Here is a 25,774-nt window from a genome sequence, read left to right as displayed (position 1 = left end):
AACAAAGCCCAAACCGTAGCTAACGATTTGGGCTTTTTCATTTAGAAATAATAACCCAGTGCTAAATACAGCATGCGGTCCCATCCATTGCCATCGCCCTGTGCCAATCCATTACTGCTGGCACCGACCATCGGATCATTTTTACTCCAGATGTATTCACCTTGAATCCCAATCTTTTTGTAGTTAAATGCAACACCTGCAATGATACGTTCTGAGTCTTCATAGCCCGTCTGATCTTTAAATAAACGACTATACGAGAAATATGGCTTAATATTCTTAAGCTCATAAAAGGGCTTTGCCACACTGTAATTGATTTCATTGACCACATAGTCGGTCTTATTGGCCACCTGATAAGGAAAATCAAAAGCACCCAAGGTTGAAAAGTCAGGAAACTCAGTGTCGCGGTTTTGAATGGATTGTGATCCGGCAAGTAACATCCACTGCCAAGCATTGTACTGCGTCTGTGTAAAGACATTCCAACTGTTACGTGAGCCGTCTTGACCGTTTTTTTTGTTTTTCAGTTCAGAATGCCAGAATGAAGTACCAATCTCGGTACTCAGTCCATCAATCGGCGTTACCTCAAATTTTTTAGATAACCGACCAATCCAGATATTTCTTTCTTTTAAATACGTTCCCGTTGTTAAATCATCTGCCTCGACAAATGCCGGGCTGTAGCGGCTTGAATCTTTTGACGTCCCCTTATAATTTCCACCATCTGTTGGATAAAAACCCAAACTTAAACTGTAATCATTCTGGTTGATTTGATAACGTAGCCCAAGCGCTGAAATATCCTCAAAACCGACTGTATTCATGAGGGTTTCGTAATAACTGCTGCCCCAGAAGCGTCCGAAGCCAAACTCAACAGGTTGCAATCCAACGCTCACCCGTTGCTGATCTGAAATCTTATATCCGACCCACGCATCACTCAAAAAAACAGCATCACAAAGTTCATCGTATTCATAGCAACGCGCATCGAGCGCTGCCAGCCATTTTGGATTTTCATAGTTTAAATTGAGCTTGATATCTGCAAGACGCCAGTTGTTATTTGAACCCTCATTGGCTTCATCTTGAAAATCTTTGCTCAGATAGCGCGTACGGATAGCACCAGACACTTTTACTTGCCCCGCTTCGGCCTTTGGATCGCCCCAGCTTAGATCTTGTGCATATACCACTGGGGTAAATGCAATTGTTGTTGTGAGTAGTAATAATGACTTATTCATGCCATAACATCCTTTTGAGTGGGTGATGAAAATGCATAAGTTCGGTTGGAATTAGAAAACTAAAACAGTGAACTTGAGTGTGAAATAAAAATCTAAAAAAGATAGATAAAAAAAAAGATCACGTAATGTACATGATCTTTGAAAATGGTGGCTATGACGGGACTTGAACCTGTGACCCCCGCATTATGAGTGCGGTGCTCTAACCAACTGAGCTACATAGCCGTAAACTGTGAGCGCATTATCTATAGAACCTTCTTGGCCGTCAATAGATTTTGTTTTCAGCTGTTCACCAAACACTCAAATCATGCTAAATCGTACAAATTTATGACAATTTTGTAGATACCCTAACATTTTATGCATTCATCAACAACCGCACGATGGTGCATCAGATCTGAATATCTAAAAAGAATAATGCTACGATTCAAAAACAATAAGCAAAAAAAAGACCATGCAGGAGCATGGTCTATAAAATGGTGGCTATGACGGGACTTGAACCTGTGACCCCCGCATTATGAGTGCGGTGCTCTAACCAACTGAGCTACATAGCCGAAAACTGTGCGCGCATTATCTTCATTAATTCAAGATACGTCAAGCATAATTTACATAAAATTTGGTGAAGTGGACCTGTAAGCCGGGTTCTGTCGAGGACGATCATTCCTCTAGGCGTACAATCACTCATACGCTCAAGCGACCTACCCGAATCCAGTACGGGCCGTACCTCAGGATTCCTATTTGGTCTTGCTTCTGGTGGGGTTTACCATGCCGTGAACTGTTACCAGACACGCGGTGCGCTCTTACCGCACCCTTTCACCCTTACCTCACGAATGAGGCGGTCTACTCTCTGCTGCACTTTCCGTCGGCTTGCGCCGCCCAGGCGTTACCTGGCACCCTGCCCTATGAAGCCCGGACTTTCCTCCCCTGTTTCAGTCACGAAGACCTCCACAGCAGCGACCGTCCAGTCCACTTCGTGTGCGCATAGTATCAAAGATTTGATTTAATTGCTCGTGCTTTTTTGATCAATTAGTTTTTGATACTTCTGCATGAGCTGATCTTGTGTCTCGACATGATTCGGATCTTTTGGAATACAATCGACAGGACAAAAAAGCTGACACTGCGGCTGATCAAAATGTCCAACGCATTCGGTACATAAATCGGGATGAATCTCATAAATCAATTCACCCATATAGATTGCCTCATTGGGGCAAACCGGCTCACAGACATCACAATTGATGCATTCTTCGGTGATAAAAAGTGACACGTTACCAACCTTGCTGATGTTTTTGTTCAAATGCCTCAACCACAGCCTGAGGCACAAACTTGGCGACATCGCCTCGTAGGCGAGCAATTTCACGCACCAGAGTCGATGAAATAAACGAGTATTGTTCTGAAGGCGTTAAAAATACCGCTTCAAAATGATGATCAAGCTGTCGGTTCATGTTGGCCAACTGAAATTCGTACTCAAAATCTGAAACGGCACGCAAACCTCGTAATACCGCAGTAGCGTTTTGCTCACGAAAAAAGTTGACCAGTAATCCATCAAAGCCAACAAATTCTACATTATGTAGATGACTCAGAGAGGATTTGGCTAAACGTACTCGCTCATCAAGACTAAAAAGCGGTTTTTTATGGTGTCCAATCGCAATTGCGACCACGACTTCATCAAACATTCGGGATGCACGGGTGACTAAATCTACATGACCATTGGTGATAGGATCAAATGTGCCTGGATAGATTACACGTGTTTTAGACATCCGTTTTTACTCTAGTTTATTTTGTAAGTCTTAATTCTAGCAAATCTTGATTTCATAGCGAAGTCACTCCATTAAAATGAAAAAACTTCACCTCAGTCGCGGTTTAGGGCACAATAGGCATAACTTTGGAATTTTAAGATTATGGCGAAAGCAGTAGTAGTTAAAAAAAATAATGGCGGGACCATTGCGCAAAATAAACGCGCGCGTCACGATTATTTTATTGAAGAAAAATTTGAAGCGGGTATGTCTTTGCAAGGCTGGGAAGTGAAATCCTTGCGCGCAGGTCGTATGAGCCTGACGGAAAGCTATATCATCTTTAAAAATGGTGAAGCCTATCTGTTTGGTGCCCAAATTCAGCCTCTTTTAACCGCATCCAGCCATGTTGTTCCTGAAGCGACACGTACGCGTAAACTGTTACTGTCACGGCGTCAAATTGATCAACTCATGGGTGCTGTCAATCAAAAAGGTTATTCGTGCGTTCCCCTCGCCTGTTACTGGAAAGGCCACTTGGTCAAACTTGAAATTGCGCTGGTGAAAGGTAAGCAATTACATGACAAGCGTGCCACAGAAAAAGATCGTGACTGGCAACGTGACAAAGCACGTTTAATGCACAAATAAAAAAAGCCTCAATTGAGGCTTTTTTTAGCTCTGGATTCAATGCAAACGATACAATAATCCACCAATATACTCACCAAACCAGATGGCAGTGTCTAAATCACCTTGTGGTGGCGTAATGTCTACAGGCGCATTATCGGACTGGGTCATAAGCCCTAAACTGCTGGCCAGTCGGTTTAAATCATCTTGGTTGTGCCCGGTGCTCATCAAAGGTAAACCCGACCACAACATGCCGTGCTGCATGGCAAACAGATGAATCTGTTGTAGCACCGAGAGCTTATCACCGCTTAAGCCGCCAGAATTGGCAAAACCTGCGGCAAGTTTACCTTGCCAGATCCGGTCTCTCCAACGTTTGGAGCTACTGTCCATAAACCTTTTAAAATCTGCCGAAACACTTCCCATATAAGTGGGTGAGCCAAAGATAATTCCTTGCGAGGCATCAAGTAAATCCCAGTCGATATGCTCAATCGGCATCAGATGTACTTCAATGCCCATTTTTTTGGCACCTTGCGCAATATATGCCGCGACCTTAGCTGTATGACCATAAGGACTATGATAAACGATTGAGAGAGATTTTCTGATCTGCGACATAAGATGCTTTAATCACCAAGTTAATGAAAGTTTAGCAGTTTTACTGCATGAACACGAATGTCGCCATACGCCCAGTTTTCGGATCTCGCCGATGCGAAAAGTAATGCTGCGCTTGACGATACGAACATTGATTGCCACCCAAAATCGTTTCTACACCAGATTGCTGCAAAATATAGCGTGCAATTGCATACAAATCGGCTTGAAATTTACCGGGCTGTTTACCTTCTTCAAACGCGGTGACGAGATCGGGGTATTTGGCACAAAAGATCTGCTGTACTTCTGAACCAACCTCAAAGCACGGCTGACTGATCGCTGCACCTAACCATGCATAGGCAGGACCACTTTGCATCGACTCGATGGTATTTTCAATAATGCCATCTGCAAGACCACGCCAGCCGGCATGCAAATTAGCCACCTCAGTCCCTGCACGATTCACCAACACCACAGGCAGACAGTCTGCGGTCATGATCATGAGCGCCTGTGCCTTACTTTGGGTAATCAGTGCATCGCCAGTTAATGCATCAAAACTAAGTGCTTGATTGACAGTGTGGCAAATCGTACTGTGGGTTTGGGTCATCCACGTCAGTTGCTTCACGCCATAAGCGCTTAACTCATTCAGTAGGCTCATTCGGTGCTGCTGCACACGATACGGATCATCGTGAACATGCAAGGCCAAATTAAAGCCCTCAAGCTCGGGAGTCAAACTCGGCTTCGCTTGAGGATGCATGAGGGTGGTCTGCCCCACATATACTCCAGCGGGTAAACCTTTTACAAAGTCCATGCGACGATCCTGTAATTTTGGATTAATAAGCAGCGTTGTCTTGACGTAATACCTCAACCAGATGGGTGAAATCCTCTGGCCATGGCGCTTCAAACATCATTTCCTGTTGAGTTTTCGGATGTACCAGCCCCAATTTGGCTGCATGTAACGCTTGGCGTTTAAACGTACGCAAAGTGATATTTAAGCGCTCGCTGGCTCCTGCCGGTACGCGTACACGACTCATATACACCGGATCGCCAACTAAACCATGCCCAATGTAGCTAAAGTGCACGCGAATCTGATGCGTTCGGCCTGTTTCAAGCTGCGCCTGAATACGCGTGAAATGCTGAAAACGTTCTTTAACATTATAGTGTGTTACGGCATCGCGACCACCAGGCAAGATGGTCATTTTGATACGATCGACCGGATGGCGTTTAATCGGCTCATCAATAGTGCCACCCGCCACAATGTTGCCGTATACAATCAGGTCATAAATTCGATATACCGATTTATCTGCCAATTGTTTGCTCAAAGAAAATTGTGATTCAAGATTTTTAGCCACCACCAAAAGGCCACTGGTGTCTTTATCGATTCGATGTACCAATCCGGCACGGGTGAGCTCGGCTGCTTTTGGATAATGATACAAGAGCGCGTTTACCAAAGTTCCCGTATGATTGCCCGCACCCGGATGCACCACCATTCCGGCAGGCTTGTTGATGACCAGAATATCATTGTCTTCATAAACAATTTCCAGCGGAATGTCTTCAGGCTTACTGGTGGTCTGTGCCTCAAGCTCTACATTCAAAGTCAGTAGCTCATTGCCTTCACAGCGATATTTGGGCTTTACAATTTCACCATTTACCAACAAGTGACCGTCTTTCATCCACTGTTTTAATTTCTCGCGTGAAAAGTCACTCCACACCGATGCCGCCACTTGATCAATACGTTGACCCAAGTATTCAAGATCAAGTTGAACTTGCAACGATAAACGTGTTGCAGTTGGCTCAGAAGTATGGTTATCTGCATCCTCAGAATCTTCGAGTAAGTTGAAGTCTGTTTCGGAGAGATTAGGATTCGAAGATTGTGCTGAAGTCATTTGCTCTTTCAGATAAAAGTGATTTAATAGCGCAATTGTAGCTCATTGCCCGTATTAAACAGAGGAGTTTTTATGTCGCTACCAAATTATAAGATTACCATGCTTGCCCTTTCTCTTGGCGTAGCGGCTGCAATGGTGGGCTGTAGCAGTAATCCCAAAAAAGAAGTAGTCGATACAGGCCCTCAGTCAAGTGAACAAATTTACATGCAAAAAGCGCAGCAAGCGCTTGATCGCGGTCAATATTCTGAAGCGGCAAAATCATTAGAAGCAATTGATACCTACTATCCAACAGGTCAATCTTCGGCACAAGCACAACTCGATCTTCTGTATGTAAAATTCCAGCAAAAAGAATTTGAAACCGTGGTCACGCAAGCCGATCGATTTATTCGCCTGAATCCACAGCATCCAAACGTGGATTATGCGTACTATATTCGTGGCGTTGCCAACATGGAATTAAACTACGACAGCTTGATGCGCTATACTTCTTTACAGCAGTCACACCGTGACACCAGCTACATGAAGTTGGCTTATCAAAACTTTGTCGATTTAATTCGCCGTTTCCCAAGTAGTCAATATTCGGTCGATGCAGCACAGCGCATGAAGTTTATCGGGCAAGAGCTGGCTGAAAGCGAAATGAATGTGGCACGTTTTAATATTAAACGTAAAGCCTGGATTGCAGCCATTGATCGTGCGCAGTGGGTGGTAGAGCATTATCCTCAAACCCCTCAAACACCTGAAGCGTTGGCTACTCTGGCTTATGCCTACAATGAAATTGGCGATAAGGCCACCTCAGAACAGTACGTTAATCTGTTAAAACTGAACTACCCGAACTTGGTTCGTGCGAACGGAACAGTAGATCTTGCGGCATCTCGTCACGATGCGAGCTGGGTTAACCGCGCAACATTGGGTATTTTTGGTCGTGAAGCCAAAGCCAATGCAAACGCAGAAACCACTTCAAGCAACGTAGAAAGCACAGAAAAACGGAGCTGGACCAATCGTTTAAGCTTTGGTTTACTCGATAAACAAAAAACCGTTGATACCAGCACTACCGAGATGCCAAAACCACCAGTACAAGCGACACAAACCGTACCAAGTACAACTGAAGCAAATGCTGCAAAATAATGTATCGGTTGGTTAAAAGCACATTGAAAAGGGCAAGCATGGACTTGCCCTTTCATTTTTACTTACGATCAAAATTCTTTTTTTTGTTTGCTTCAGCTACACTATTTGATTGAAGCTTTTTTTGCATGTGCTCGGGATTCTTTCTGTTATGGCCATTCCTCAACATACCATTGATCAAATTCTAGACCGAACCGATCTGGTAGAATTGATTGGCCAACGCGTAAAACTCAAAAAATCAGGGCGCTCCTACTCTGGTTGCTGTCCATTCCACCAAGAAAAAACTCCTTCTTTTCATGTTTATCGTGACAAGGGCTATTACCATTGCTTTGGTTGTCAGGCCAACGGTAATGCAATTCGTTTTTTAATGGACATCGACGGGCGCAACTTTATCGATGTCATGCAAGAGTTATCGAGCAAATCGGGCGTAGAACTCCCTAAAGACAATTTTGAAAGCAAGAAACTCTCTTATAAACGCGCTACACAAAAACCGCAGCCAATCGCACCAGTACCAGCTCAAACGTCGATACCAGAGACGAACTCAAATGAAACATCCGATGCATCACAGGCACTCGAAGCGCCAGTGTTTATGGATGATCCATTTGCGCAGTTTGAACAAAATTATCAATCTTTTGATGATGATATTCCACAAGAAGGCAATTTATATGATTTGCTGGAAAACGTGGCGCAATTTTATGAACGACAACTTCCAAATAGCATTAAAGCCCAGCAATATTTTAAACAGCGTGGACTCACTGCAGAAACGATTCAGTTTTGGCGTTTGGGCTATGCTCCCGAAGACTGGCAGCATTTGGAAAAAGCCTTTCCTTACGACGTAGAAGGCTTAAAGCAAGTCGGGCTGATTCGTTCTAGCGACAGTGGGCGTGACTTTGATCTCCTGCGTGAACGGGTTATTTTTCCGATTCGTGATCATAAAGGTCGTGTGGTAGGCTTTGGTGGCCGTGCACTCAACGACGAAATCAAACCCAAATACATCAATTCCCCCGATTCGGATGTCTTTCATAAAAATCAGCTGCTTTACGGACTGTATGAAGGGCGCAAGCTTAAAGCCAGAGACTGGCTGATGGTTGAAGGCTATATGGACGTCATTGCGTTGCAGCAGTATGGTGTATATGGAGCCGTAGCAACGTTAGGCACGGCCAGTAATGTCGATCACCTGAATACGCTATTCAAGCAAAACTCGCGCATTACCGTGGCTTTCGATGGCGATGCGGCCGGTCAAAAAGCCGCACGTCGAACCTTGGAAATTGCATTGCCCTCTTTAAATGATGGGCGGGAACTCAAGTTTTTTGTATTGCCCAAAGAACATGACCCAGATTCACTCATTCGGCGTGAAGGACTCGAGCATTTTCAACGCTTGCTTGAGCAGGCGCCATTACTGTCTGATTTCATTTTTGCACACCTCACTCAGCAGCACGATATTTCAACGCCTGAAGGAAAAAGTCAGGTCATGGGAGAACTCCGCGAGTTGACCGATTTATTGCCTAAACAAGGCTCATATCGTTATTTGTTAACGCAGTCGTTTCGAGAAAAGTTAGGACTGGGGCGCAAGTTTACTCCGCAAGTCAGTCATGATGCATCGTTGTCCTTTAATATTCAGACCAAAGATGAAGACTTGGCGATTGCACTGCTGATTCAACATCCATATCTGTATATTCATTTTGAGGCCTTACGCGCCGTGATCGCGCCAGATCAACTTCTGGCCAAGATTTTATCGGTGCTAGATCGTGTTTTTGAAGAGTTGCCAGACGACCAAGAGCTCGCGACCTACTATATTTTGGGCGCATGCAATTTATATCGACATGAAATTGCAGATATTTTGGAGCGAACGAACCTTCAAAATCTGATGCATGCACCAGAAACTGCCGACAAACTGGCCAAAGAATATGCACTGGGTTTACAAGAAAAATATTTAAGAATGAAACTCAAAACGCCTATTTCGCTCATCGAATCGCGTAATTTGCGTCAGCAACTGAACGAATTGACCAAGCAAATCAGTTTACGTTTATTGTCTTAACAATACTTAGTCTGCTGTATTTTTTGGCTTGCGCTCATGCTCAAACACATCATTGAGCTGATTTTTCATCCACTCAAAATAGTCTGGATGTTCATGTTGCGCCGCTTCGCGCAGCAATATCGATGTGGGGTGCATGAGCTTTTTGGTCAAACGATGCGCCAGTTGCGTCATCACTTCTTCAGGCGCTTGGCCTTTTTGCAAGGCAGCTAAGGCTTTGCCTAACTCAAGCTGTTGTTGCTGCTCACTGTGCGCACGATAAGCATGAATTGTACTGCCTGCTTGCAGAATTTTTTGCTGGGTGAGCAATTGACTGGCCAGTTGACTCACCATGACTTCGGCTTCAACTGCCGCCTGACGCCGCTGCGCCAAATTTTCATCAATTACGCTTTGTAAGTCATCTACACCATACAGATATACGCCGTCTAGCGTTTCGACTTTCGGATCGATATCGCGCGGAACAGCCAAATCGACCAGTAACATCTGGTTATAGCGACGCTTTTTGAGTGCAGCCTTGATATCTTGATAAAAAATGACCTGGTGTAAACTTCCGGTACAACTCGACACCACATCAGCACGGTGTAAATTGTCGGCCAGTTGATCAAATGCAATGATCTCGACTTCTACCTGATGGGCAATTTCTTGCGATAACTGCTCTGCCCGCGCTTGACTACGGTTACAGATGATGACCTTTGCCACACCCATTTCGGCCAGATGTTTGGCCACCAAAGTGTTCATTTCACCAGCAGCAACCATCATGACGGTAAGCTTTTCTGGTTGACTAAACACCTGTAAGGCCAATTGCGCAACCGCATAACCCATCGATACAGCATGGCTACCGACCGCTGTTTCGGAGCGAACACGCTTGGCTGCATAAAATGCGTATTCAAAAATGCGGTTTAAGTCGGAAGAAACGGTTTGTGCGTCTTTAGACAAAGCCAGTGCACTTTTGACTTGCCCCAAAATTTGAGGCTCGCCCAACATAAGCGAATCGAGTCCACTGGCTACACGCATTAAATGTGTGACCGCCTGCGCATCTTGGTAACGATAAACATGATGAAGTAACTGTTTTATCTCAATACCATTGGTTTCGGCCAACCAGTTCAAAATCAGATCGGCATGCTCAGTCATGGCATAGACTTCGGTACGATTGCAGGTAGACACCACAACCATATCGTTTAAATCGGCATGACGATGCTGTTGAGTCAACAAATCGCGTAAACGTTCTGCGTTAAACGCGACTTGTTCTCTCAACTCGACTGAAGCTGTTTGATGGTTGACACCCAATGCAAAGAAAGACATATCAGATCATCATTTCGCTAAATTTATGCTATTGTGCAATATCGGTGTCATAAAAAGCATTACTTGGATTACTAAAAATTGCGACAAATGAATAACCGGTTAAACGGTACATCCATTAGACAATATTCTACCACATTCTTGTTGCTCGGTAGCATGGCTTCGACAGCACACGGACAAGCTGTGGATGAATTTCATCCAGCCGCATTAAATACCGATGCGCTTAAACAAAGCATGATTGCCGAATTTGCCTTGGCTTATGATGATATTCCAACCGCCATTCATAACTACACTGTACTCGCAATAAAAAGTAATTCAACCACCATTAAACAGCGTGCACTCGATATTGCACTCGAATACAACGATTTAAAAGCCGCTCTGGATATTGCAACACATTGGGTGGTTCAAGAGCCTGAAGATGTGCCTGCACTCTTTTATCTGGCACATATTGCGCTGCGTGCGCATGAATACAAACTGGCTGCCAATACACTGGATAAAATTTTAACCATCGACCCCAATGCCGATCTGGAACAAATTCTTGCCGGTATTGCACCCGAATCCAAAGAAGATCGGGAAAATTTATTGGCTACACTCAAAACCAGTAAAGAGAAAGAAAACCCTTCGATTTTGGTCATGATTGCAGGCTTTGAGGCACAAAATGGGCATTTAGAGGATGCGCTTAACAACACCAACAAGGCCCTAAAAAAGCGTCCGAAGGTCACGGGCTTTATTTTAATGAAAGCCAATTTGCTGACCAGCCTAGGCGAAATTGAAGAAACACAGAAATGGCTGGCAAAATCCAGTCGTCGTCATCGAGACAACCTAGATGTTCGACTGGCTGAAGCGCGCTTTCTTATTCGGCATAGTGAGCCACAACTGGCGCTAAAAAAGCTCGAAGACATTATCAAAATGTGGCCTGACAATGAAGATGCCAAGTTTATTGCCGGCCTTACCAGTATCGATTTAAAATATTACGAGAAAGCCGAGCAATATCTGGTCGATTTACGTTACTCTGCAAAATATCAGAATGACGCCTATTATTATTTGGCCGTCAATGCAGAGCGCAAGCAGCACTTTGAAACAGCAAAAGCGTATTATCGTTTGGTCGATGGCAGCTTGTATGTGGTGTCTAGGCGTAATCTGGTGTCGATTTTTGAAAAACAGGGTAATCTAAACGATGCCTTACGTTTTTTAACCCAAGAGCGGGTCAATTATCCGCAGCATGCCAGTTTTTTATATCAGGCACAGGCCGAAATTTTAAAGAAAATGGGCAACAAGAAAGCCGCATTGCGCTTGCTCGATGAAGCCATTAAAAATATTTCGGATGATCCTGAACTGATCTATGCCGAAGTGCTGATGCTGGATCCTTTCTCAGATCGCGACAAGCTGGATCGCACATTAAAACAGTTGCTGCTCATCGAGCCAAATAGCCCGACCTATCTGAATGCTTATGCTTATACACTGGCGTTACAGAACCGACGCTTAGATGAAGCTCGTCAGTATGCTCAACTCGCCCTTGAATATGCTCCCGAACAAGCCTCAATTTTAGATACCTTGGGATATATCGCCTTTTTGCAAAATGATTTCAATGCAGCGATTGAATCTCTAGGCAAGGCGTATGCAATAAGCCAGAATGTGAATATTGGTGTACGGCTGGCCAAAGCCCTATACATGCAAGGCAATCTGACCGAATTTAGCCAAGTTTTACAACAGCTCAAAGAAAAAAATGCAAATGATCCACAATTAAAGCAACTCGATGCGCTAATTTTACCGACAGCAACTAAAAAGAGTTAATTTATGCTTACCACATCTCGTCTTTCCCTTGCCCTATGCTGCTCGAGCGCGTTATTTTTTACCGGTTGTCAGCACATCGTCAAATCGCAATCACCGGCTACTCAGAATCAAACTGAACAGCTTAATGAATTTGATTTACAAGGTAAAATTGGTGTTCGCACCCCAAAACAGTCTGGCAGCGCCTTTTTTACTTGGTCTCAGCATCAAGATCAATTTGATATTGAGCTCAGCGGTATTTTAGGGGTTGGTAAAACTCAAATTACAGGCAAACCCGGACAAGTGAGCTTAAACAGCGCCAAAACTGGCTTGATTACTGCCCAAACGCCTGAAGAGCTGTTACAGCGTGCAACTGGCTGGCAAGCTCCGATTACGCATTTGGTGAACTGGGTACAAGCCCGACCTGCCACAATGTCTGCAAAGACGACACAAGATCAAAATGGCCGTGTAACCAATATTGTTGAAGATGGTTGGGATGTGTCATTAAGTTATAACGATCAACAAAAACTTCCCAACAAACTGATTTTAAAGCAAGCGCTTGCCGATAATCAGGAAAATCGTATTACAATGCTTATTCAAAATCGTTAAGTCAAATCCCCTTATGATGCGCGTTCCTTCACCTGCAAAACTGAATCTGTTTTTACATATCACGGGCCGTCGCAGCGACGGCTATCATGAATTGCAAAGCATTTTTCAACTGATTGATTTGTATGATTGGCTCACCTTTACGCCATTAAACGACAAGCATGAAATTGAAATTGAGGGAATTGCGCAGGTCGATCTGACACAAAATTTAATCTACCGGGCCGCACAACTGCTCAAACCATATGCAACAAAATACTGTGGCTTACACATCTTGATAGAAAAAAATATTCCCATGGGTGCAGGGCTAGGTGGCGGATCATCCAATGCAGCCACCACCTTACGGGTACTCAATAGCCTTTGGGAATGCAGCCTAACAATTGATCAATTGGCAGATTTAGGTTTAAGTCTGGGTGCAGATGTCCCGATTTTTGTTTATGGAAAAAATGCATGGGCCGAAGGAGTCGGAGAAAAGCTTACTTTTGTAGATTTAGATCAAAAACAATACATTATTTTAAAACCTGACTGTTTTATCAGCACTCAACTGCTTTTTTCGCAAAAAACATTGACAAGAGATTCTAAGCGCACTACATTTTGCGCCTATCAGATGAAGCCTTCTGATTTTGGAAATAACTTTGAAGCACTTGCTAGAAGCCTATATCCAGAAGTAGAAGAAGCGATGCAGTATCTCGATCAGTTCGGTTCTGCACAGCTTACAGGAACAGGTGCCTGTGTTTTTACTGAGGTCACTTCCGATATGAATGTGAACGAAATTGTTACTCATGCCCCATGTAAAGCTTATGTGGTTCACGGGTTAAAACAATCTCCTTTATGTTTGTAAAAGAATGATATTTAGGGGCGTCGCCAAGTGGTAAGGCAGCGGGTTTTGATCTCGCCATCCGTTGGTTCGAATCCAGCCGCCCCTGCCATCTTCACCTGAGAATTCTGTAATAGGGGCGTCGCCAAGTGGTAAGGCAGCGGGTTTTGATCTCGCCATCCGTTGGTTCGAATCCAGCCGCCCCTGCCATTACAGATTTCAACTTTAGGGGCGTCGCCAAGTGGTAAGGCAGCGGGTTTTGATCTCGCCATCCGTTGGTTCGAATCCAGCCGCCCCTGCCATATCTTTATAAAGTCAGACTGAATTTACTGTCACGTTAATACTCAATTTCCTTGACATTAGCGGGCAAAAATATTAAAGTTCTGCCGCATTAGGGGCGTCGCCAAGTGGTAAGGCAGCGGGTTTTGATCTCGCCATCCGTTGGTTCGAATCCAGCCGCCCCTGCCATCCAAATTCATTACATGCCAACCGCCAAGGGTGCTTCATGCCCAATCTTGTCGTTTTTAGTGGAAATGCTCATCCACAGTTCGCCCAGAAAGTCGTAAGCCATTTACATATTCCTCTCGGTGCTGCTTCAGTCGGTCACTTTTCTGATGGGGAAATTTCAGTAGAAATTACTGAAAATGTTCGTGGTAAAGACGTTTTCATCGTACAGCCTACATGTGCTCCAACCAATGATAACCTGATGGAAATCTTGGTGATGGCAGATGCATTACGTCGCGCTAGCGCTGGTCGTATTACCGCTGTTATTCCGTATTTTGGCTATGCTCGTCAAGATCGTCGTCCGCGTTCAGCACGTGTTCCTATTACCGCAAAAGTTGTTGCAGATATGCTAACCACTGTGGGTGTAGACCGTGTTGTCATGATCGACCTTCATGCTGACCAGATCCAAGGCTTCTTCGATATCCCTGTCGACAACATCTACGGTACGCCTGCCCTGCTTGCAGATTTGCGTCAGCAATCGCATGACAACTTGATGGTGGTTTCACCTGACGTTGGTGGTGTGGTACGTGCACGCGCTGTTGCAAAACAAATGGGTGATATCGACCTTGCAATCATCGACAAACGTCGTCAAAAAGCAAATGAATCACAAGTGATGCATTTGATTGGTGATGTGAAAGATCGTGACTGTGTCATTGTTGACGATATGGTTGATACTGCCGGTACACTTTGCAAAGCTGCCGATGCACTGAAACAATTTGGTGCTCGTCGCGTTGTTGCTTATGCCACTCACCCTGTTTTATCAGGTAAGGCATTAGAAAACTTGCAAAATTCTGTGCTTGACGAATTGGTAGTCACTGACACCATTCCGCTTTCTCCTGAAGCATTGAATTTAGGCAAAATCCGCCAAGTATCTGTAGCAAGCATGGTCGCTGAAACAATTCGTCGTATTAATAACGAAGAATCTATTAGCGCGATGTTTGATAGTTATCTATAATAGCCCGAATTTTTCAAACCCTGGCCTTGGCTGGGGTTTTCTATCACTAAACTGGTCGCAAGTTTAGTTTATTTTACTTTAATGAGGATTTATCTCATGGCAAATTTTGTACTTAACGCTACTGCGCGTAACGAAGACAAGCAAGGGAAAGGTGCGAGCCGCCGCCTTCGTCGCGAAGCGCTTGTTCCAGCAATCATCTATGGTGGTGAAGCTGAGCCTGTAGCAGTAACAATCGAACTTCGTGAACTTGTTAAAGCGCTTGATAACAACGCTTTCTTTGAAGAAGTTGTTGAAATCAAACTTGGTGACAAAGTTGAAAACGTGAAAATCCAAGCGTTACAACGTCACCCTGCTAAAAACACGCCTATGCACGCTGACTTCAAACGCGCATAAGTGTTCAAGGCGTAAATTAGTGTCTAAGATTTCGCTAATTGTTGGTCTGGGTAATCCGGGAACGGAATACGCCCAGACCCGTCATAATGCAGGATTCTGGTTTGTTGAGCAACTTGCAGATCAGTATCACATTACATTAAAAAAAGATCCAAAGTTTCATGGATATACAGGACGGGGCCAAATTGAAGGACACGATGTTCGTCTTTTAATTCCAACGACCTTCATGAATCGTTCGGGACAAAGTGTTGTTCCTTTTTCAAAGTTTTATCAAATTCCCCCTGAATCTATTCTGATTGCGCATGACGAACTAGATATGGACCCAGGTGTGATTCGCTTAAAAACAGGCGGCGGACACGGTGGTCATAATGGTTTACGTGATATTGTGCCGCATATTGGGCCAAACTTTCACCGCTTAAGAATTGGAATCGGTCATCCTGGATCGAAAGATCGCGTTTCTGGGCACGTTTTGGGTAAAGCACCACAAAGCGAACAGAGCCTTATGGACGATGCCATTCATCATGCCTTGTCAAAGTTAAGACTGTTGGTCGACGGCCAAATCTCTCAAGCCATGAACCAAATTAATGCATATAAGCCAAATTAGCATAAATTGTTGAACAATCAGGCTTGCCATGCGATTTGAATCAGAGCAAAATGCGCATACTCGCTCACAATGATGTGAACGTGTGCCGATTCAAGGACAAGATCAGACGCTTATGTCAACTCAGGAGACGCTGGCCATGCTATCTCGATTATTAAAATGCAAAATTCACCGTGCCGTAGTCACACATGCCGAACTTCATTATGAAGGCTCTTGTGCGATTGATGGTGTCTTGATGGATTTGGCAGGGATACGTGAATATGAAGAAATTCATGTCTGGAATGTCACCAATGGCAAACGCTTTACCACTTATGCCATTCGTGGTGAAGAACGTTCAGGCATTATTTCGGTGAATGGTGGCGCTGCACATCAGGCAGATGTAGGTGATCTAGTTATTATTGCAACCTTTGGTGACTTTACCGAAGTGGAAGCAAATGCGCACAAACCGCGTTTAGTGTATGCAAATCCAGATAATACCGTCAACCACACGGCAAACTGCATTCCGGTACAAGTCGCTTAAATGACTGTACGCTCAAAGGCCCGCAATCTGCGGGCTTTTTTGTGTTTGTACCGCTTGGCAAAGCAAAATTTACACTATGCATAGAACTGATTGTTCTAAAAAAGGCTCTCGGAAATCATGCAAAAAACGCTATACTATTCACACATCGCTTCAGGGCGGGGTGCAATTCCCCACCGGCGGTAAGCTCAGCACGAGCAAGCCCGCGAGCGCAGCAAAGTGAGTCATGCTTTCAGCGCAGATCTGGTGTAATTCCAGAGCCGACGGTATAGTCCGGATGAAAGAAGACGACGTTTTACGATACCACCATTTTGGGGTGGTATTGCTGCGCCCCCATTTCTCATCAGTCCTGAAATGTTTAACCGTACAGTCCATTACGTGAGCATTTCATATGTCTAGTTTGATTCAACCCGAAATTTTCTTCTCTGCCCTCTCTCCAGCCGAACAACGTATTCAGCAAGCACTTGAAGATATGCGTGCCGGAAAACCGGTATTGGTGATGGACGATTTTGATCGTGAAAATGAAGCCGATCTGATTGTGGCAGCCGAAACTCTCAATGTAGAGACCATGGCGCGTATGATTCGAGACGGTTCAGGCATTGTGTGTTTTTGCCTCTCAGAACAACTGGCCGATCATCTGGAGCTGCCTCCTATGGTACAAAACAATTCCAGCCAGTTTCATACCGCCTTTACCGTCACAATTGAGGCTGCACATGGCGTCACCACAGGCGTTTCAGCCAAAGACCGTGTTACCACCATTCAAGCTGCCATTAAAGATGGTGCGGTCGCCAGTGATCTAAATCGTCCAGGCCATGTCTTCCCTTTGCGCGCGCGTGATGGTGGCGTATTGGCTCGCCGTGGTCATACCGAAGCCACAATTGATCTGGCGCGTTTGGCAGGCTTAAAACCTTCGGGCGTGTTATGTGAATTGACCAATCCAGATGGCACAATGGCAGCAGGTATTCAGGTGTTGGCCTATGCACAAACTCATCATTTGACCGTAATTACCATTGAAGAATTGGTGCAGTATCGCCTAAAGCATCAAATTTAAGATCATCAGATCAAAAAAAAGCCCGTCATCGGGCTTTTTTTAAAAGTCGTTTTCTACCGTTTCGAGTAAGTGTTGTTTCATGCCATCGGCACGTAACCATGCAAAATCATAGCTGGCCTGAGCCAAGGATAAAATGCGACGTTCAAACTCTTGCCAGAGCGGTTTGACTTGGTGACTTTGAATCCCTAGACCACTTTCATCGGCCAGATAGATATTTTTTTCGCACACTTTCAAGGCATGATACAAAGTGCGGCCAGTAGATGCATGCTCAAACAGACGTACGCGCTTTAATTTGAGAAACGCGAAAGCTTGCGCCAGATTGGCATGAGGGAGCATCGGAATTAGAATCTGATCTAACTGAATGTCTAGACGTGTCCAGATGCTTAATTGCTGCTCTGGGGTGTAACTGTTCCAATGAATAATTTCATGGCTAAAACGACGACAACCACGGCAGACGTTATCTCCAAACGTCGTCGAACAGCGCCCCGCACAAGGCGTCAAAGTGGTAATGCGTCGATCTTGCGTCACACTTATCTCCCTATCGATTAATTACAATACGCGTTTATAGGATGATTCATAAACGCCAAAAACTACTATATATTGTATGCTTTATCTAAAAAAACACAATATTTAGTCTTTAAACTTTAAAATCCATCCTGTGATTTTGAATAAAACTTAGGCATTTTTACATATTCCATCTTAGACAAATAAATCCCTATAAAATGTATTGAATTCTCGCCAATTGGAAAAATTCGAGCTAGAATATGCGCCTAAATTTTTGTTATCTATGTTTGGAGTTTTCCATGAACGCTACTGTAGAACAGCTTGCACCTGTAGAACAGCAAGCGACCAATGATTGGGTGGTTGCCGCGTTGTACCAATTTAAAGAAGTAGCCGATGCTGCAGATTTGCAACAACGTCTTCTTGATCTGGTCAAAACCATCAATCTGTGTGGAACTCTAATCGTAGCGAGTGAAGGCATTAACGGTACCGTTGCAGGTGATCGCCACGCAATTGATACTATTCGTCAGTTTTTATTGAATGAAGGCTTCAATGCGATGGAATACAAAGAATCGCATAGCTCAGACAAGCCATTTCGAAAAATGAAAATCAAACTCAAACAAGAAATTGTAACTTTGGGTGTGGAAGTGAAGCCACGTGATCTGGTTGGACATTATTTAGATCCAAAAGAGTGGAATGATTTGATCCGTCGTGACGATGTTATTCTGATTGATACCCGAAATGATTATGAGTACAAGGCCGGGACATTTAAAGGCGCGATCGATCCTAAAACAGAAACTTTCCGTGAGTTTCCAGATTATGTGAAAAAGAATCTGGAACAGCATAAAGATAAAAAGATTGCGATGTTTTGTACGGGCGGGATTCGCTGTGAAAAATCAACCTCCTTATTGCTCCAAGAAGGTTTTGAAGAGGTGTATCACCTTAAAGGCGGCATTTTAAAGTACTTAGAGGAAACACCTGCCGAAGAAAGCATGTGGGAAGGTGAATGTTTCGTGTTTGATGGCCGTACAGCAGTCACTCACGGTGTCGAAGAAGGCCAAAATGTAAAATGCCATGCATGTGGCTGGCCGCTCACACCTGAAGAGGTGGCGCTTCCAAGTTATGAACACGGCGTATCGTGTGTATACTGCATAGACAAAACCACAGAAAAACAAAAAGAAGGTTTCCGTATGCGTCAATCACAAATTGCAGCCGCGAAACGTAAACGTCTTTAATTCATCAATACATCATAAAGCCGAAACACTGTTTCGGCTTTTTTGTTTCTATACGACCTGACCAATGATATAAAACTGACCTGAAGCAAGTACAACTTTATCGATAATACGCATGCCCAATCCGTCGATATGTACTTTTAGCGAGGTAGAATTTTCAAAATCAATAAAAGCAATCAAGGCATCAAAAGATTGCTGTTTTAAATCTTGGATCGCCTGATCATATAAGCGCTTAGCAACACCCATGCCCCGATAATCATGATGAACTAAAATGGGTCCATACGTGGCATAACGCATATCGGCCAGATGGCGTTCATTCAACACCAAGATATCGGCATGTTGATGAATATACTGAATAATTTCAGGGCCATTCATTGAATGCATCTGCTGAAGTACCAGAAAACCTGCAGGCTGCTGCCCAATTTCAGCTTTATAAATCGATGAAGACTCAATCCATTTTTGTGCCAACTGCTCAAAATGCGGATTATCCTGCACAAAGCCCTGCACTGGCTGCTGAAGCTGTTGTTTGGTATTGGCTTGGTAAAGCGCGACGATCCAATCTAAATCTTGCGGAGTTGCTTGCGTTATTTCTATTTTTTGCATGCTGATGCCTTTAGATCATTTGACTTTTTAATTGGTTTTTTCATTTGGATTAAAACAAAAGTTTATATGGTGGTTTTACCGTTTTACCTTATACGATTCACCCAACAAATAGCGCAATATTTACAATTTGACAGCAGGATTTACTGCTGACAGTACGCTTGATACGACACTCGATCGTAAATTACGCCTCAGCATTTTTGAGCATCTTATCAGGCCGATGTATAAATTTACATAACAAATCTTTGAAATCCAAAGCACTGTCATTACTATCTTTTTATTTACCAATTCAATTCTATGGAAAATTGGGTCATACAGATTATTGAACGTTTAGGCTATTTGGGTATCGCCTTCTTAATGTTTCTAGACAATGTTTTCCCTCCTATTCCCTCTGAAATTATTATGCCCAGTGCAGGCTATACCGCCTCACGTGGTCAGTTACAGATTGTCGGTGTGATTGTTGCTGGCAGCTTTGGTTCGATTGTTGCCGCAGCCGTTTTGTATGCTTTGGGTCGTAAGATTTCTCAAGAATCTTTATTTAAACTTGTAGACCGTTATGGCAAATATCTATTCATTAAGCGCAAAGACGTACACAAGGCACTTGAATGGTTTGAGCATTATGGTCACAGAATTGTCTTTTTCGGACGCATGATTCCGGCTGTTCGCTCCCTCATTAGTATTCCGGCTGGCATGAGTCATATGCCCTTTTGGAAATTTATGCTCTACAGTAGCTTGGGTACACTGATCTGGACCACATTTTTAGCTTGTGTGGGCTTTTACTTTGGTGAAAATCAAGCACTCATGTTTGCAATCATGCATCGTGTGGGATATGTCATTTTGGCAATTGTTGCAGTGTTAGGTTTGATGTGGTTGTATAGAAAATTCTTCAAACACAAAGCTTAAATATAGTTTATTTCACTTCGATATCTTAATCTTTAGTGATTAAAACTGATCCAGCTTTGGACAATGCCATGATGCGCTTGAACTTTGGGCACTCCAACGGATTGATAAAACTACACTGCGTGGCATGGTTTAGCATTTTTCTGAGCGATTCAAGTTCTCTTATTTTCTGCTCCAGTTCCTGTGCTTTTTCCTCAAGTTTTAATTTATCTACCTGTGAATCTGGCCGCCCCAACATGGCTTTAATTTCAGCAATACTAAATCCTGCTTTTTTACCTAATTCAATCAAAGCGAGTTGTTCTAACACCTGCTCAGAAAAGACGCGTTGCAAACCTTTACGCCCAATAGAACGAATTAAGCCCATGCGTTCATAATATCGCAGCGCTGAGCTTGTTAATCCGGTCTGACGGACAAGCGTTGAAATCGTGATCTCATTCATCTTGACTTGAAGTTCACTTCAATTTGTAGACTGTAGTATCTTACTTTATCAGGCTAAAGCAATAATGGAAGTGGTATATATTTTCTGGATCGGTGTGGCTGCAACAATCTTTATGGATCTTTCTAGCGTAGCGTTAAAGTTTTGGTTTGGAGTGCAATCGCTGGACTATTCATTGGTTGGTCGGTGGCTTTTATCTATGCCAAAAGGATTTTTTTGTCATCGTAATATCATTAACTCAGCTCGACTTACCCATGAAAAATGGGTGGGCTGGCTCGCACATTATATGATTGGTGTAGGCTTTGCTGGTCTTTATTATTTAGCAATCCCTAGCGAACAGCAACCTCTGTTCTTTTGTGCTGTGGGATTTGGTTTATTCACCGTGCTTATACCCTTTTTTATAATGCAGCCTTGTTTCGGATTTGGAATTGCTGCGCGACGAGTGCCCTCTGCGTGGCAAGCGCGACTTAAAAGTGTTTTTGCTCATGGTGTATTTGGTATAGGACTATATTTAGCAATTCATCTATTCAATAACGTGGTTTAACTCGTTACAACTTATACTTTAAATAAAGGATAGTGGCATGCAACAAGATTTTTGGCATCAACGCTGGCAAGAAAATCGAATTGGTTTTCATCAGCCACAGCCCAATGATTACTTAATTCAGTATTTACCTACTTTAACACTTCAGCCACATGCTCGTATTTTGGTGCCTTTAAGTGGGAAAACTTTGGATATAGGCTGGTTGCTCATGCAAGGTTTTCGCGTGGTGGCGATTGAGCTGAGTCCTGTTGCAATTCATGCTTTGATGCAACAGTTGAAAGATGATCTGGGCATTGTATTTGAACAAAAACAGCTTAAAGCATGTGTTCACTATCATCATCCAGAAATCGATCTTTTTGTTGGTGATTTTTTCGATGTATCCAATGTAGAGATTGGGCAGATCGATGCAATTTATGACCGCGCAGCCTTAATTGCATTACCGCCTGAAATGCGTGCCCGCTACGCACAGCATCTGATCGATATAACTCAAGGCGCAGTGCAGCTTCTGGTGAGTTACCAGTATGATCAAGACAGTTTTCAAGGCCCGCCTTTCTCGGTAGAGGCAGGAGAAATTGAACAGCTTTATGCATCGCAATATTCAATTCGACAACTGGCGCATGTGGAATTATCAGAACAACACAAAGGACGACAAGCGCAAGAAAAAATCTGGTATTTACGCGCTAAATGAAAATAAAAAACACCTCTTTAGAGGTGTTTTTTGTGTGTTCAAGTCGCAGCTTTAAACCAATAAGCCAAACATTGCGTTTAACTACTTGACGAAAAGCAGCACGAAAACGTTTTAGTTGGGTGTATGGTACATCAAATACAATTCGTTTAGGTTCTCTGGAATTTCTTCTGCCAGCTCATCCATCAACTGACCATTACGACGGAACGATTCCATTTGTGGATCTTCTTCATCAATGCCACTGAACACCATAATCGGCAAAGTCAAATCGACCAATTGCTCTTCATGCTCTGGTGTAAACCATGCATCTTCGTTGAGAAACATCGCATCGACAAAACCAACGCTCCAGTCGCCCAAACTTGACTCGGTGTCGGCTTCTTCAATTTCAAAAGGAAACTCGATTCCTTCTTCATTAGCCAGATTTTGGCGAATCTGATCAAGCCAAATGTTGATCTGTTCAATGATTGCTGTTGGCACACTTTTCTGATTGCCTTCAAACAATTCATTTAACCAGCGGTCAAACTGTGGTCCAACCGCAATGGCACACAAAAAACCATGAGTAGCTGCAAAATCCAGACCGTATTCGTTTTGGTCACCGTCAAGATAATCGCTCAATAGGTCTAAATTCAAAGTACTCATTGTGTATCCAATTTCATAAAAATAGGCTGTAGCATATCATTTTCAGCCGTAGATGGACTACATCTGATTTATGTTAGTCTTCGTCGTCGTCATCAAGATCATCATCATCAAGATCATAATCAAAATCTTTCAGCTCACGCTCCAATCGACGCTGCGCGAGTAGATCGTCAATCAAACGACGCTTTTCTAATGATTCTTTGGCACTGATTTTGCCTGATGCTTCATCAAAACTAACATCATCATCATCACCGTAGTTATCATCTAATTCAAAATCTGTAGAAGACACTAAAACTACCTCATAATGAAAAAATGTGAATGTTCTAGGCGCTATTTATCGCCCTTTAAAATCCTTGTCAAGTTTTATTTATTTTTTTTCATAAATTCAGGGTTTTTGAATTTTTTTTCGTCAAAAAAATTGTATATTCAGAAAAGTCTTGATAGTGTTGAGAATCATGTGCGAAGCAGGAAGAAAAAATAAACAGGCATTGCACTTGAAAAACATTCGTTTTGTCCCAATATTCAAAAAATAGCTGTGAAATCAAAGATTTTTTTCATTTATATCTGATCGATCAAATTGAAAACATTTATAGCGAATTGTGCTATCATGCACGGTTTTTTACTGCCACAGATTCAACGAAGAGTAAGCAAAGATGAGCGATATGCATTCCCCTACTTCTCAAGTAGCGGCTCTGATTAGCCGAGGCAAAGAACAAGGTTACTTAACCTACGCTGAGGTTAACGATCATCTCCCAGACTCAATCACAGAAAGCGAACAGATTGAAGACATTATCCAGATGCTTCAAGACGTTGGTATTCCTGTGCATGAACGTGCACCTGAATCTGATGATACGATGTTCGGTGATTCGACAGAAGCCGATGAAGTTGCAGAAGAAGAAGCTGCAGCTGTACTTGCGTCTGTGGAAAATGAACCGGGCCGTACAACAGACCCTGTACGTATGTACATGCGTGAAATGGGAACGGTTGAACTCTTAACGCGCGAAGGCGAAATCAGCATTGCAAAACGTATTGAAGAAGGTATTCGTGACGTTCTTCATTCGATTGCTTACTGGCCAAATGCCGTTGAAGTTGTATTACAAGAATATAATGATTATGTGACTGGCGAACGCCGTCTAGCCGACATTTTGTCTGGTTATCTTGATCCTGAATCAGACGAAGAGATTCCAGAAGTTCTGGAAGAAGAAGCCGAGATTGATCAAGACGATGATGCATCGACTAAATCGACCAAAGAGGTCAAGCTCGATGACGAGGATGAAGAAGAGGAAGAGTCTGAAAGCGATGACGACTCAGAAGGTGATTCAGGCCCAGATCCAGAAATTGCAAAAGTTCGCTTTGAAGAACTCGAAGCTGCGTGGAACAACACCAAATCTGTGATTGCCAAACATGGCCGTAACAGCGACGAAGCCAAAGCTGCACTTGAGTCTTTGGCCACTGTGTTCATGATGTTTAAGTTCACGCCTCGCCTGTTTGATATTATCTCTGAGATGATTCGCGGTACACACGAGCAGATTCGTTCTAACGAACGTGAAGTGATGCGTTATGCTGTCCGCCGTGGTCGCATGGATCGTACCCAGTTCCGTACTACATTCCCGGGACAAGAGTCAAACCCAAGTTGGCTTGAAGAACAGATTGCAAAAGCACCAGCCGAAACCAAAGGCCATCTTGAAAAGGTGCGCCCAGACATCTTGGCTTTCCAGCAAAAAATTGCTGAAATCGAGAAAGATCTGGATCTAAACGTTCGCGAGATCAAAGAAATTGCTAAACGTATGGCTGTTGGTGAAGCCAAAGCACGTCGTGCCAAGAAAGAAATGGTTGAAGCCAACTTGCGTCTGGTCATTTCAATTGCGAAAAAGTACACCAACCGTGGTTTGCAATTCCTTGATCTCATTCAAGAAGGTAACATCGGCTTGATGAAAGCAGTTGATAAATTTGAATACCGTCGTGGTTATAAATTTTCGACCTATGCAACATGGTGGATTCGTCAGGCCATTACTCGTTCGATCGCCGACCAAGCACGTACCATCCGTATTCCGGTACACATGATTGAAACCATTAACAAGATCAACCGTGTATCTCGCCAGCTTCTGCAAGAAATGGGCCGTGAACCGACACCTGAAGAACTGGGTGAACGTTTGGAAATGGACGAAGTAAAAGTCCGTAAAGTGCTTAAAATCGCCAAAGAACCGATTTCGATGGAGACACCAATCGGTGATGACGAAGATTCGCATTTGGGTGATTTTATCGAGGATTCAAACATCACTTCACCAGTTGATGCGGCAACCTCGGAAGGCTTAAAAGAAGCAACACGTGAAGTGCTTGAAAACTTGACTGAACGTGAAGCAAAAGTCTTGAAAATGCGCTTTGGTATCGACATGCCAACGGATCATACGCTAGAAGAAGTGGGTAAACAATTTGATGTGACACGTGAACGTATCCGTCAGATTGAGGCGAAAGCACTGCGCAAATTGCGTCATCCTTCACGTTCTGAACACTTACGTTCATTCCTTGAAAATGACTAAGCACTGCTG

The 25,774-nt window shown here is 43.5% G+C and carries 28 protein-coding genes, 6 tRNA genes, 1 other RNA gene and 1 riboswitch; of the genes, 20 read left to right on the top strand and 15 right to left on the bottom strand.

Going from position 1 to position 25,774, the window contains the following annotated elements:
* Positions 1 to 41: 41 nt before the first annotated feature.
* The 6 genes from L2096_RS10600 to coaD form a co-directional block, all read right to left on the bottom strand.
* Complete coding sequence (locus L2096_RS10600; RefSeq protein ID WP_250365378.1) at positions 42 to 1,220, bottom strand: porin; 1,179 nt, start codon at positions 1,218 to 1,220, stop codon at positions 42 to 44.
* Between the two features lie 145 nt (positions 1,221 to 1,365).
* Positions 1,366 to 1,442, bottom strand: a tRNA-Met gene (locus L2096_RS10595).
* Positions 1,443 to 1,691: 249 nt separating this feature from the next.
* A tRNA-Met gene (locus L2096_RS10590) sits at positions 1,692 to 1,768 on the bottom strand.
* Positions 1,769 to 1,831: 63 nt separating this feature from the next.
* An RNA gene (gene rnpB, locus L2096_RS10585) (RNase P RNA component class A) lies at positions 1,832 to 2,187 on the bottom strand.
* Between the two features lie 27 nt (positions 2,188 to 2,214).
* Positions 2,215 to 2,478: a YfhL family 4Fe-4S dicluster ferredoxin gene (locus tag L2096_RS10580; RefSeq protein ID WP_025094358.1), complete on the bottom strand. Its 264-nt coding sequence runs from the start codon at positions 2,476 to 2,478 to the stop codon at positions 2,215 to 2,217.
* 1 nt (position 2,479) lies between these two features.
* Positions 2,480 to 2,971, bottom strand: coding sequence for a pantetheine-phosphate adenylyltransferase (coaD, locus tag L2096_RS10575; RefSeq protein ID WP_004940969.1), 492 nt, complete (start codon positions 2,969 to 2,971; stop codon positions 2,480 to 2,482).
* A gap of 141 nt (positions 2,972 to 3,112) precedes the next feature.
* On the opposite strand from coaD, the gene smpB reads away from it, so the two are divergent.
* Positions 3,113 to 3,589: an SsrA-binding protein SmpB gene (gene smpB, locus L2096_RS10570; protein ID WP_004940972.1), complete on the top strand. Its 477-nt coding sequence runs from the start codon at positions 3,113 to 3,115 to the stop codon at positions 3,587 to 3,589.
* A 36-nt stretch (positions 3,590 to 3,625) separates the two neighbouring features.
* Here smpB and L2096_RS10565 read toward each other — a convergent pair whose 3' ends face one another.
* The 3 genes from L2096_RS10565 to rluD are packed head-to-tail and all read right to left on the bottom strand — an operon-like array spanning position 3,626 to position 6,033.
* Positions 3,626 to 4,177 (bottom strand): flavodoxin family protein, encoded by a 552-nt coding sequence (locus L2096_RS10565; RefSeq protein WP_004940973.1) that lies wholly within the window; start codon positions 4,175 to 4,177, stop codon positions 3,626 to 3,628.
* Positions 4,178 to 4,217: 40 nt separating this feature from the next.
* Entirely contained in the window at positions 4,218 to 4,958 is a 741-nt protein-coding gene (pgeF, locus tag L2096_RS10560; RefSeq protein WP_004940977.1) for a peptidoglycan editing factor PgeF, read from the bottom strand.
* A gap of 22 nt (positions 4,959 to 4,980) precedes the next feature.
* Positions 4,981 to 6,033, bottom strand: coding sequence for a 23S rRNA pseudouridine(1911/1915/1917) synthase RluD (rluD, locus tag L2096_RS10555; protein ID WP_025094360.1), 1,053 nt, complete (start codon positions 6,031 to 6,033; stop codon positions 4,981 to 4,983).
* A gap of 72 nt (positions 6,034 to 6,105) precedes the next feature.
* Here rluD and L2096_RS10550 point away from each other — a divergent pair, with 72 nt between their 5' ends.
* Together L2096_RS10550 and L2096_RS10545 are read left to right on the top strand one after the other, a co-directional pair.
* Positions 6,106 to 7,155: an outer membrane protein assembly factor BamD gene (locus tag L2096_RS10550; protein WP_250365377.1), complete on the top strand. Its 1,050-nt coding sequence runs from the start codon at positions 6,106 to 6,108 to the stop codon at positions 7,153 to 7,155.
* Positions 7,156 to 7,303: 148 nt separating this feature from the next.
* On the top strand, positions 7,304 to 9,190 hold the full coding sequence (locus L2096_RS10545; RefSeq protein ID WP_025094362.1) for a DNA primase: 1,887 nt from the start codon (positions 7,304 to 7,306) through the stop codon (positions 9,188 to 9,190).
* A 6-nt stretch (positions 9,191 to 9,196) separates the two neighbouring features.
* Here the strand turns inward: L2096_RS10545 and hemA are convergent, their stop codons facing one another.
* The gene (gene hemA, locus L2096_RS10540) at positions 9,197 to 10,489 is read right to left on the bottom strand and encodes a glutamyl-tRNA reductase (protein ID WP_004940989.1); all 1,293 of its coding nucleotides are present in this window, start codon (positions 10,487 to 10,489) and stop codon (positions 9,197 to 9,199) included.
* An 87-nt stretch (positions 10,490 to 10,576) separates the two neighbouring features.
* On the opposite strand from hemA, the gene L2096_RS10535 reads away from it, so the two are divergent.
* From L2096_RS10535 to ribB, 12 genes are all read left to right on the top strand, one after another.
* Positions 10,577 to 12,280 carry a tetratricopeptide repeat protein gene (locus L2096_RS10535; RefSeq protein ID WP_212515021.1) on the top strand — a complete coding sequence of 568 codons (1,704 nt, stop codon included), beginning with the start codon at positions 10,577 to 10,579 and terminating at the stop codon, positions 12,278 to 12,280.
* A 3-nt stretch (positions 12,281 to 12,283) separates the two neighbouring features.
* Positions 12,284 to 12,865 carry a lipoprotein insertase outer membrane protein LolB gene (lolB, locus tag L2096_RS10530; RefSeq protein WP_025094365.1) on the top strand — a complete coding sequence of 194 codons (582 nt, stop codon included), beginning with the start codon at positions 12,284 to 12,286 and terminating at the stop codon, positions 12,863 to 12,865.
* A 13-nt stretch (positions 12,866 to 12,878) separates the two neighbouring features.
* A complete protein-coding gene (gene ispE / locus L2096_RS10525; RefSeq protein ID WP_250365376.1) occupies positions 12,879 to 13,700 on the top strand; it encodes a 4-(cytidine 5'-diphospho)-2-C-methyl-D-erythritol kinase in 822 nt (273 codons plus the stop codon).
* A 13-nt stretch (positions 13,701 to 13,713) separates the two neighbouring features.
* A tRNA-Gln gene (locus L2096_RS10520) sits at positions 13,714 to 13,788 on the top strand.
* Positions 13,789 to 13,811: 23 nt separating this feature from the next.
* Positions 13,812 to 13,886, top strand: a tRNA-Gln gene (locus L2096_RS10515).
* A 17-nt stretch (positions 13,887 to 13,903) separates the two neighbouring features.
* A tRNA-Gln gene (locus L2096_RS10510) sits at positions 13,904 to 13,978 on the top strand.
* Positions 13,979 to 14,069: 91 nt separating this feature from the next.
* Positions 14,070 to 14,144 (top strand) — tRNA-Gln (locus L2096_RS10505).
* Between the two features lie 37 nt (positions 14,145 to 14,181).
* Positions 14,182 to 15,135, top strand: a complete 954-nt coding sequence (locus L2096_RS10500) for a ribose-phosphate pyrophosphokinase (protein WP_004929444.1) — start codon at positions 14,182 to 14,184, stop codon at positions 15,133 to 15,135.
* A gap of 96 nt (positions 15,136 to 15,231) precedes the next feature.
* Positions 15,232 to 15,528: a 50S ribosomal protein L25 gene (gene rplY / locus L2096_RS10495; protein ID WP_004941000.1), complete on the top strand. Its 297-nt coding sequence runs from the start codon at positions 15,232 to 15,234 to the stop codon at positions 15,526 to 15,528.
* Positions 15,529 to 15,547: 19 nt separating this feature from the next.
* Positions 15,548 to 16,129: an aminoacyl-tRNA hydrolase gene (pth, locus tag L2096_RS10490; RefSeq protein ID WP_004941001.1), complete on the top strand. Its 582-nt coding sequence runs from the start codon at positions 15,548 to 15,550 to the stop codon at positions 16,127 to 16,129.
* Positions 16,130 to 16,265: 136 nt separating this feature from the next.
* Positions 16,266 to 16,646, top strand: a complete 381-nt coding sequence (gene panD, locus L2096_RS10485; protein WP_004941003.1) for an aspartate 1-decarboxylase — start codon at positions 16,266 to 16,268, stop codon at positions 16,644 to 16,646.
* A 143-nt stretch (positions 16,647 to 16,789) separates the two neighbouring features.
* A riboswitch (FMN riboswitch) is annotated at positions 16,790 to 16,936 on the top strand.
* A 98-nt stretch (positions 16,937 to 17,034) separates the two neighbouring features.
* A complete protein-coding gene (gene ribB, locus L2096_RS10480) occupies positions 17,035 to 17,694 on the top strand; it encodes a 3,4-dihydroxy-2-butanone-4-phosphate synthase (RefSeq protein WP_111812160.1) in 660 nt (219 codons plus the stop codon).
* Between the two features lie 39 nt (positions 17,695 to 17,733).
* Here the strand turns inward: ribB and L2096_RS10475 are convergent, their stop codons facing one another.
* Positions 17,734 to 18,222 (bottom strand): DUF1289 domain-containing protein, encoded by a 489-nt coding sequence (locus L2096_RS10475; protein WP_250365375.1) that lies wholly within the window; start codon positions 18,220 to 18,222, stop codon positions 17,734 to 17,736.
* A 275-nt stretch (positions 18,223 to 18,497) separates the two neighbouring features.
* Between L2096_RS10475 and trhO the strand changes: the two genes are divergently transcribed.
* Positions 18,498 to 19,430 (top strand): oxygen-dependent tRNA uridine(34) hydroxylase TrhO, encoded by a 933-nt coding sequence (gene trhO / locus L2096_RS10470; RefSeq protein WP_004943210.1) that lies wholly within the window; start codon positions 18,498 to 18,500, stop codon positions 19,428 to 19,430.
* Between the two features lie 48 nt (positions 19,431 to 19,478).
* Here trhO and L2096_RS10465 read toward each other — a convergent pair whose 3' ends face one another.
* Positions 19,479 to 20,030 (bottom strand): GNAT family N-acetyltransferase, encoded by a 552-nt coding sequence (locus L2096_RS10465; RefSeq protein ID WP_250365374.1) that lies wholly within the window; start codon positions 20,028 to 20,030, stop codon positions 19,479 to 19,481.
* A 294-nt stretch (positions 20,031 to 20,324) separates the two neighbouring features.
* On the opposite strand from L2096_RS10465, the gene L2096_RS10460 reads away from it, so the two are divergent.
* On the top strand, positions 20,325 to 20,930 hold the full coding sequence (locus L2096_RS10460) for a DedA family protein (RefSeq protein ID WP_151746564.1): 606 nt from the start codon (positions 20,325 to 20,327) through the stop codon (positions 20,928 to 20,930).
* A 25-nt stretch (positions 20,931 to 20,955) separates the two neighbouring features.
* On the opposite strand, the gene L2096_RS10455 is transcribed toward L2096_RS10460, so the two are convergent.
* Positions 20,956 to 21,366, bottom strand: a complete 411-nt coding sequence (locus L2096_RS10455) for a MerR family transcriptional regulator (RefSeq protein WP_004941025.1) — start codon at positions 21,364 to 21,366, stop codon at positions 20,956 to 20,958.
* A gap of 64 nt (positions 21,367 to 21,430) precedes the next feature.
* Here L2096_RS10455 and L2096_RS10450 point away from each other — a divergent pair, with 64 nt between their 5' ends.
* Positions 21,431 to 21,907: a DUF2938 family protein gene (locus L2096_RS10450; protein WP_088459613.1), complete on the top strand. Its 477-nt coding sequence runs from the start codon at positions 21,431 to 21,433 to the stop codon at positions 21,905 to 21,907.
* Between the two features lie 37 nt (positions 21,908 to 21,944).
* Positions 21,945 to 22,592 carry a thiopurine S-methyltransferase gene (gene tmpT / locus L2096_RS10445; protein ID WP_151746563.1) on the top strand — a complete coding sequence of 216 codons (648 nt, stop codon included), beginning with the start codon at positions 21,945 to 21,947 and terminating at the stop codon, positions 22,590 to 22,592.
* A 111-nt stretch (positions 22,593 to 22,703) separates the two neighbouring features.
* On the opposite strand, the gene L2096_RS10440 is transcribed toward tmpT, so the two are convergent.
* Both L2096_RS10440 and L2096_RS10435 read right to left on the bottom strand, forming a co-directional pair.
* Positions 22,704 to 23,228 carry a YecA/YgfB family protein gene (locus L2096_RS10440; RefSeq protein ID WP_004941036.1) on the bottom strand — a complete coding sequence of 175 codons (525 nt, stop codon included), beginning with the start codon at positions 23,226 to 23,228 and terminating at the stop codon, positions 22,704 to 22,706.
* A gap of 73 nt (positions 23,229 to 23,301) precedes the next feature.
* Positions 23,302 to 23,514 carry a PA3496 family putative envelope integrity protein gene (locus tag L2096_RS10435; RefSeq protein WP_004941040.1) on the bottom strand — a complete coding sequence of 71 codons (213 nt, stop codon included), beginning with the start codon at positions 23,512 to 23,514 and terminating at the stop codon, positions 23,302 to 23,304.
* A 364-nt stretch (positions 23,515 to 23,878) separates the two neighbouring features.
* On the opposite strand from L2096_RS10435, the gene rpoD reads away from it, so the two are divergent.
* Positions 23,879 to 25,765 (top strand): RNA polymerase sigma factor RpoD, encoded by a 1,887-nt coding sequence (gene rpoD, locus L2096_RS10430; protein WP_004941043.1) that lies wholly within the window; start codon positions 23,879 to 23,881, stop codon positions 25,763 to 25,765.
* The last annotated feature ends 9 nt before the right edge of the window (positions 25,766 to 25,774 follow it).

Source organism: Acinetobacter sp. ACZLY 512 (assembly GCF_023614015.1).
Lineage (GTDB): Bacteria > Pseudomonadota > Gammaproteobacteria > Pseudomonadales > Moraxellaceae > Acinetobacter > Acinetobacter soli.
Note: the sequence above shows the minus strand (reverse complement) of the source record. Positions and strands in the feature narration are given on the sequence as shown.

Excerpts from the sequence above, each read along its gene's own strand:
- L2096_RS10600 (WP_250365378.1), bottom strand. The coding sequence starts at position 1,220 with ATGAATAAGTCATTATTACTACTCACAACAACAATTGCATTTACCCCA.
- coaD (WP_004940969.1), bottom strand. The coding sequence starts at position 2,971 with ATGTCTAAAACACGTGTAATCTATCCAGGCACATTTGATCCTATCACC.
- smpB (WP_004940972.1), top strand. The coding sequence starts at position 3,113 with ATGGCGAAAGCAGTAGTAGTTAAAAAAAATAATGGCGGGACCATTGCG.
- L2096_RS10565 (WP_004940973.1), bottom strand. The coding sequence starts at position 4,177 with ATGTCGCAGATCAGAAAATCTCTCTCAATCGTTTATCATAGTCCTTAT.
- pgeF (WP_004940977.1), bottom strand. The coding sequence starts at position 4,958 with ATGGACTTTGTAAAAGGTTTACCCGCTGGAGTATATGTGGGGCAGACC.
- rluD (WP_025094360.1), bottom strand. The coding sequence starts at position 6,033 with ATGACTTCAGCACAATCTTCGAATCCTAATCTCTCCGAAACAGACTTC.
- L2096_RS10550 (WP_250365377.1), top strand. The coding sequence starts at position 6,106 with ATGTCGCTACCAAATTATAAGATTACCATGCTTGCCCTTTCTCTTGGC.
- L2096_RS10545 (WP_025094362.1), top strand. The coding sequence starts at position 7,304 with ATGGCCATTCCTCAACATACCATTGATCAAATTCTAGACCGAACCGAT.
- hemA (WP_004940989.1), bottom strand. The coding sequence starts at position 10,489 with ATGTCTTTCTTTGCATTGGGTGTCAACCATCAAACAGCTTCAGTCGAG.
- L2096_RS10535 (WP_212515021.1), top strand. The coding sequence starts at position 10,577 with ATGAATAACCGGTTAAACGGTACATCCATTAGACAATATTCTACCACA.
- lolB (WP_025094365.1), top strand. The coding sequence starts at position 12,284 with ATGCTTACCACATCTCGTCTTTCCCTTGCCCTATGCTGCTCGAGCGCG.
- ispE (WP_250365376.1), top strand. The coding sequence starts at position 12,879 with ATGATGCGCGTTCCTTCACCTGCAAAACTGAATCTGTTTTTACATATC.
- L2096_RS10500 (WP_004929444.1), top strand. The coding sequence starts at position 14,182 with ATGCCCAATCTTGTCGTTTTTAGTGGAAATGCTCATCCACAGTTCGCC.
- rplY (WP_004941000.1), top strand. The coding sequence starts at position 15,232 with ATGGCAAATTTTGTACTTAACGCTACTGCGCGTAACGAAGACAAGCAA.
- panD (WP_004941003.1), top strand. The coding sequence starts at position 16,266 with ATGCTATCTCGATTATTAAAATGCAAAATTCACCGTGCCGTAGTCACA.
- ribB (WP_111812160.1), top strand. The coding sequence starts at position 17,035 with ATGTCTAGTTTGATTCAACCCGAAATTTTCTTCTCTGCCCTCTCTCCA.
- trhO (WP_004943210.1), top strand. The coding sequence starts at position 18,498 with ATGAACGCTACTGTAGAACAGCTTGCACCTGTAGAACAGCAAGCGACC.
- L2096_RS10465 (WP_250365374.1), bottom strand. The coding sequence starts at position 20,030 with ATGCAAAAAATAGAAATAACGCAAGCAACTCCGCAAGATTTAGATTGG.
- L2096_RS10460 (WP_151746564.1), top strand. The coding sequence starts at position 20,325 with ATGGAAAATTGGGTCATACAGATTATTGAACGTTTAGGCTATTTGGGT.
- L2096_RS10455 (WP_004941025.1), bottom strand. The coding sequence starts at position 21,366 with ATGAATGAGATCACGATTTCAACGCTTGTCCGTCAGACCGGATTAACA.
- L2096_RS10450 (WP_088459613.1), top strand. The coding sequence starts at position 21,431 with ATGGAAGTGGTATATATTTTCTGGATCGGTGTGGCTGCAACAATCTTT.
- tmpT (WP_151746563.1), top strand. The coding sequence starts at position 21,945 with ATGCAACAAGATTTTTGGCATCAACGCTGGCAAGAAAATCGAATTGGT.
- L2096_RS10440 (WP_004941036.1), bottom strand. The coding sequence starts at position 23,228 with ATGAGTACTTTGAATTTAGACCTATTGAGCGATTATCTTGACGGTGAC.
- rpoD (WP_004941043.1), top strand. The coding sequence starts at position 23,879 with ATGAGCGATATGCATTCCCCTACTTCTCAAGTAGCGGCTCTGATTAGC.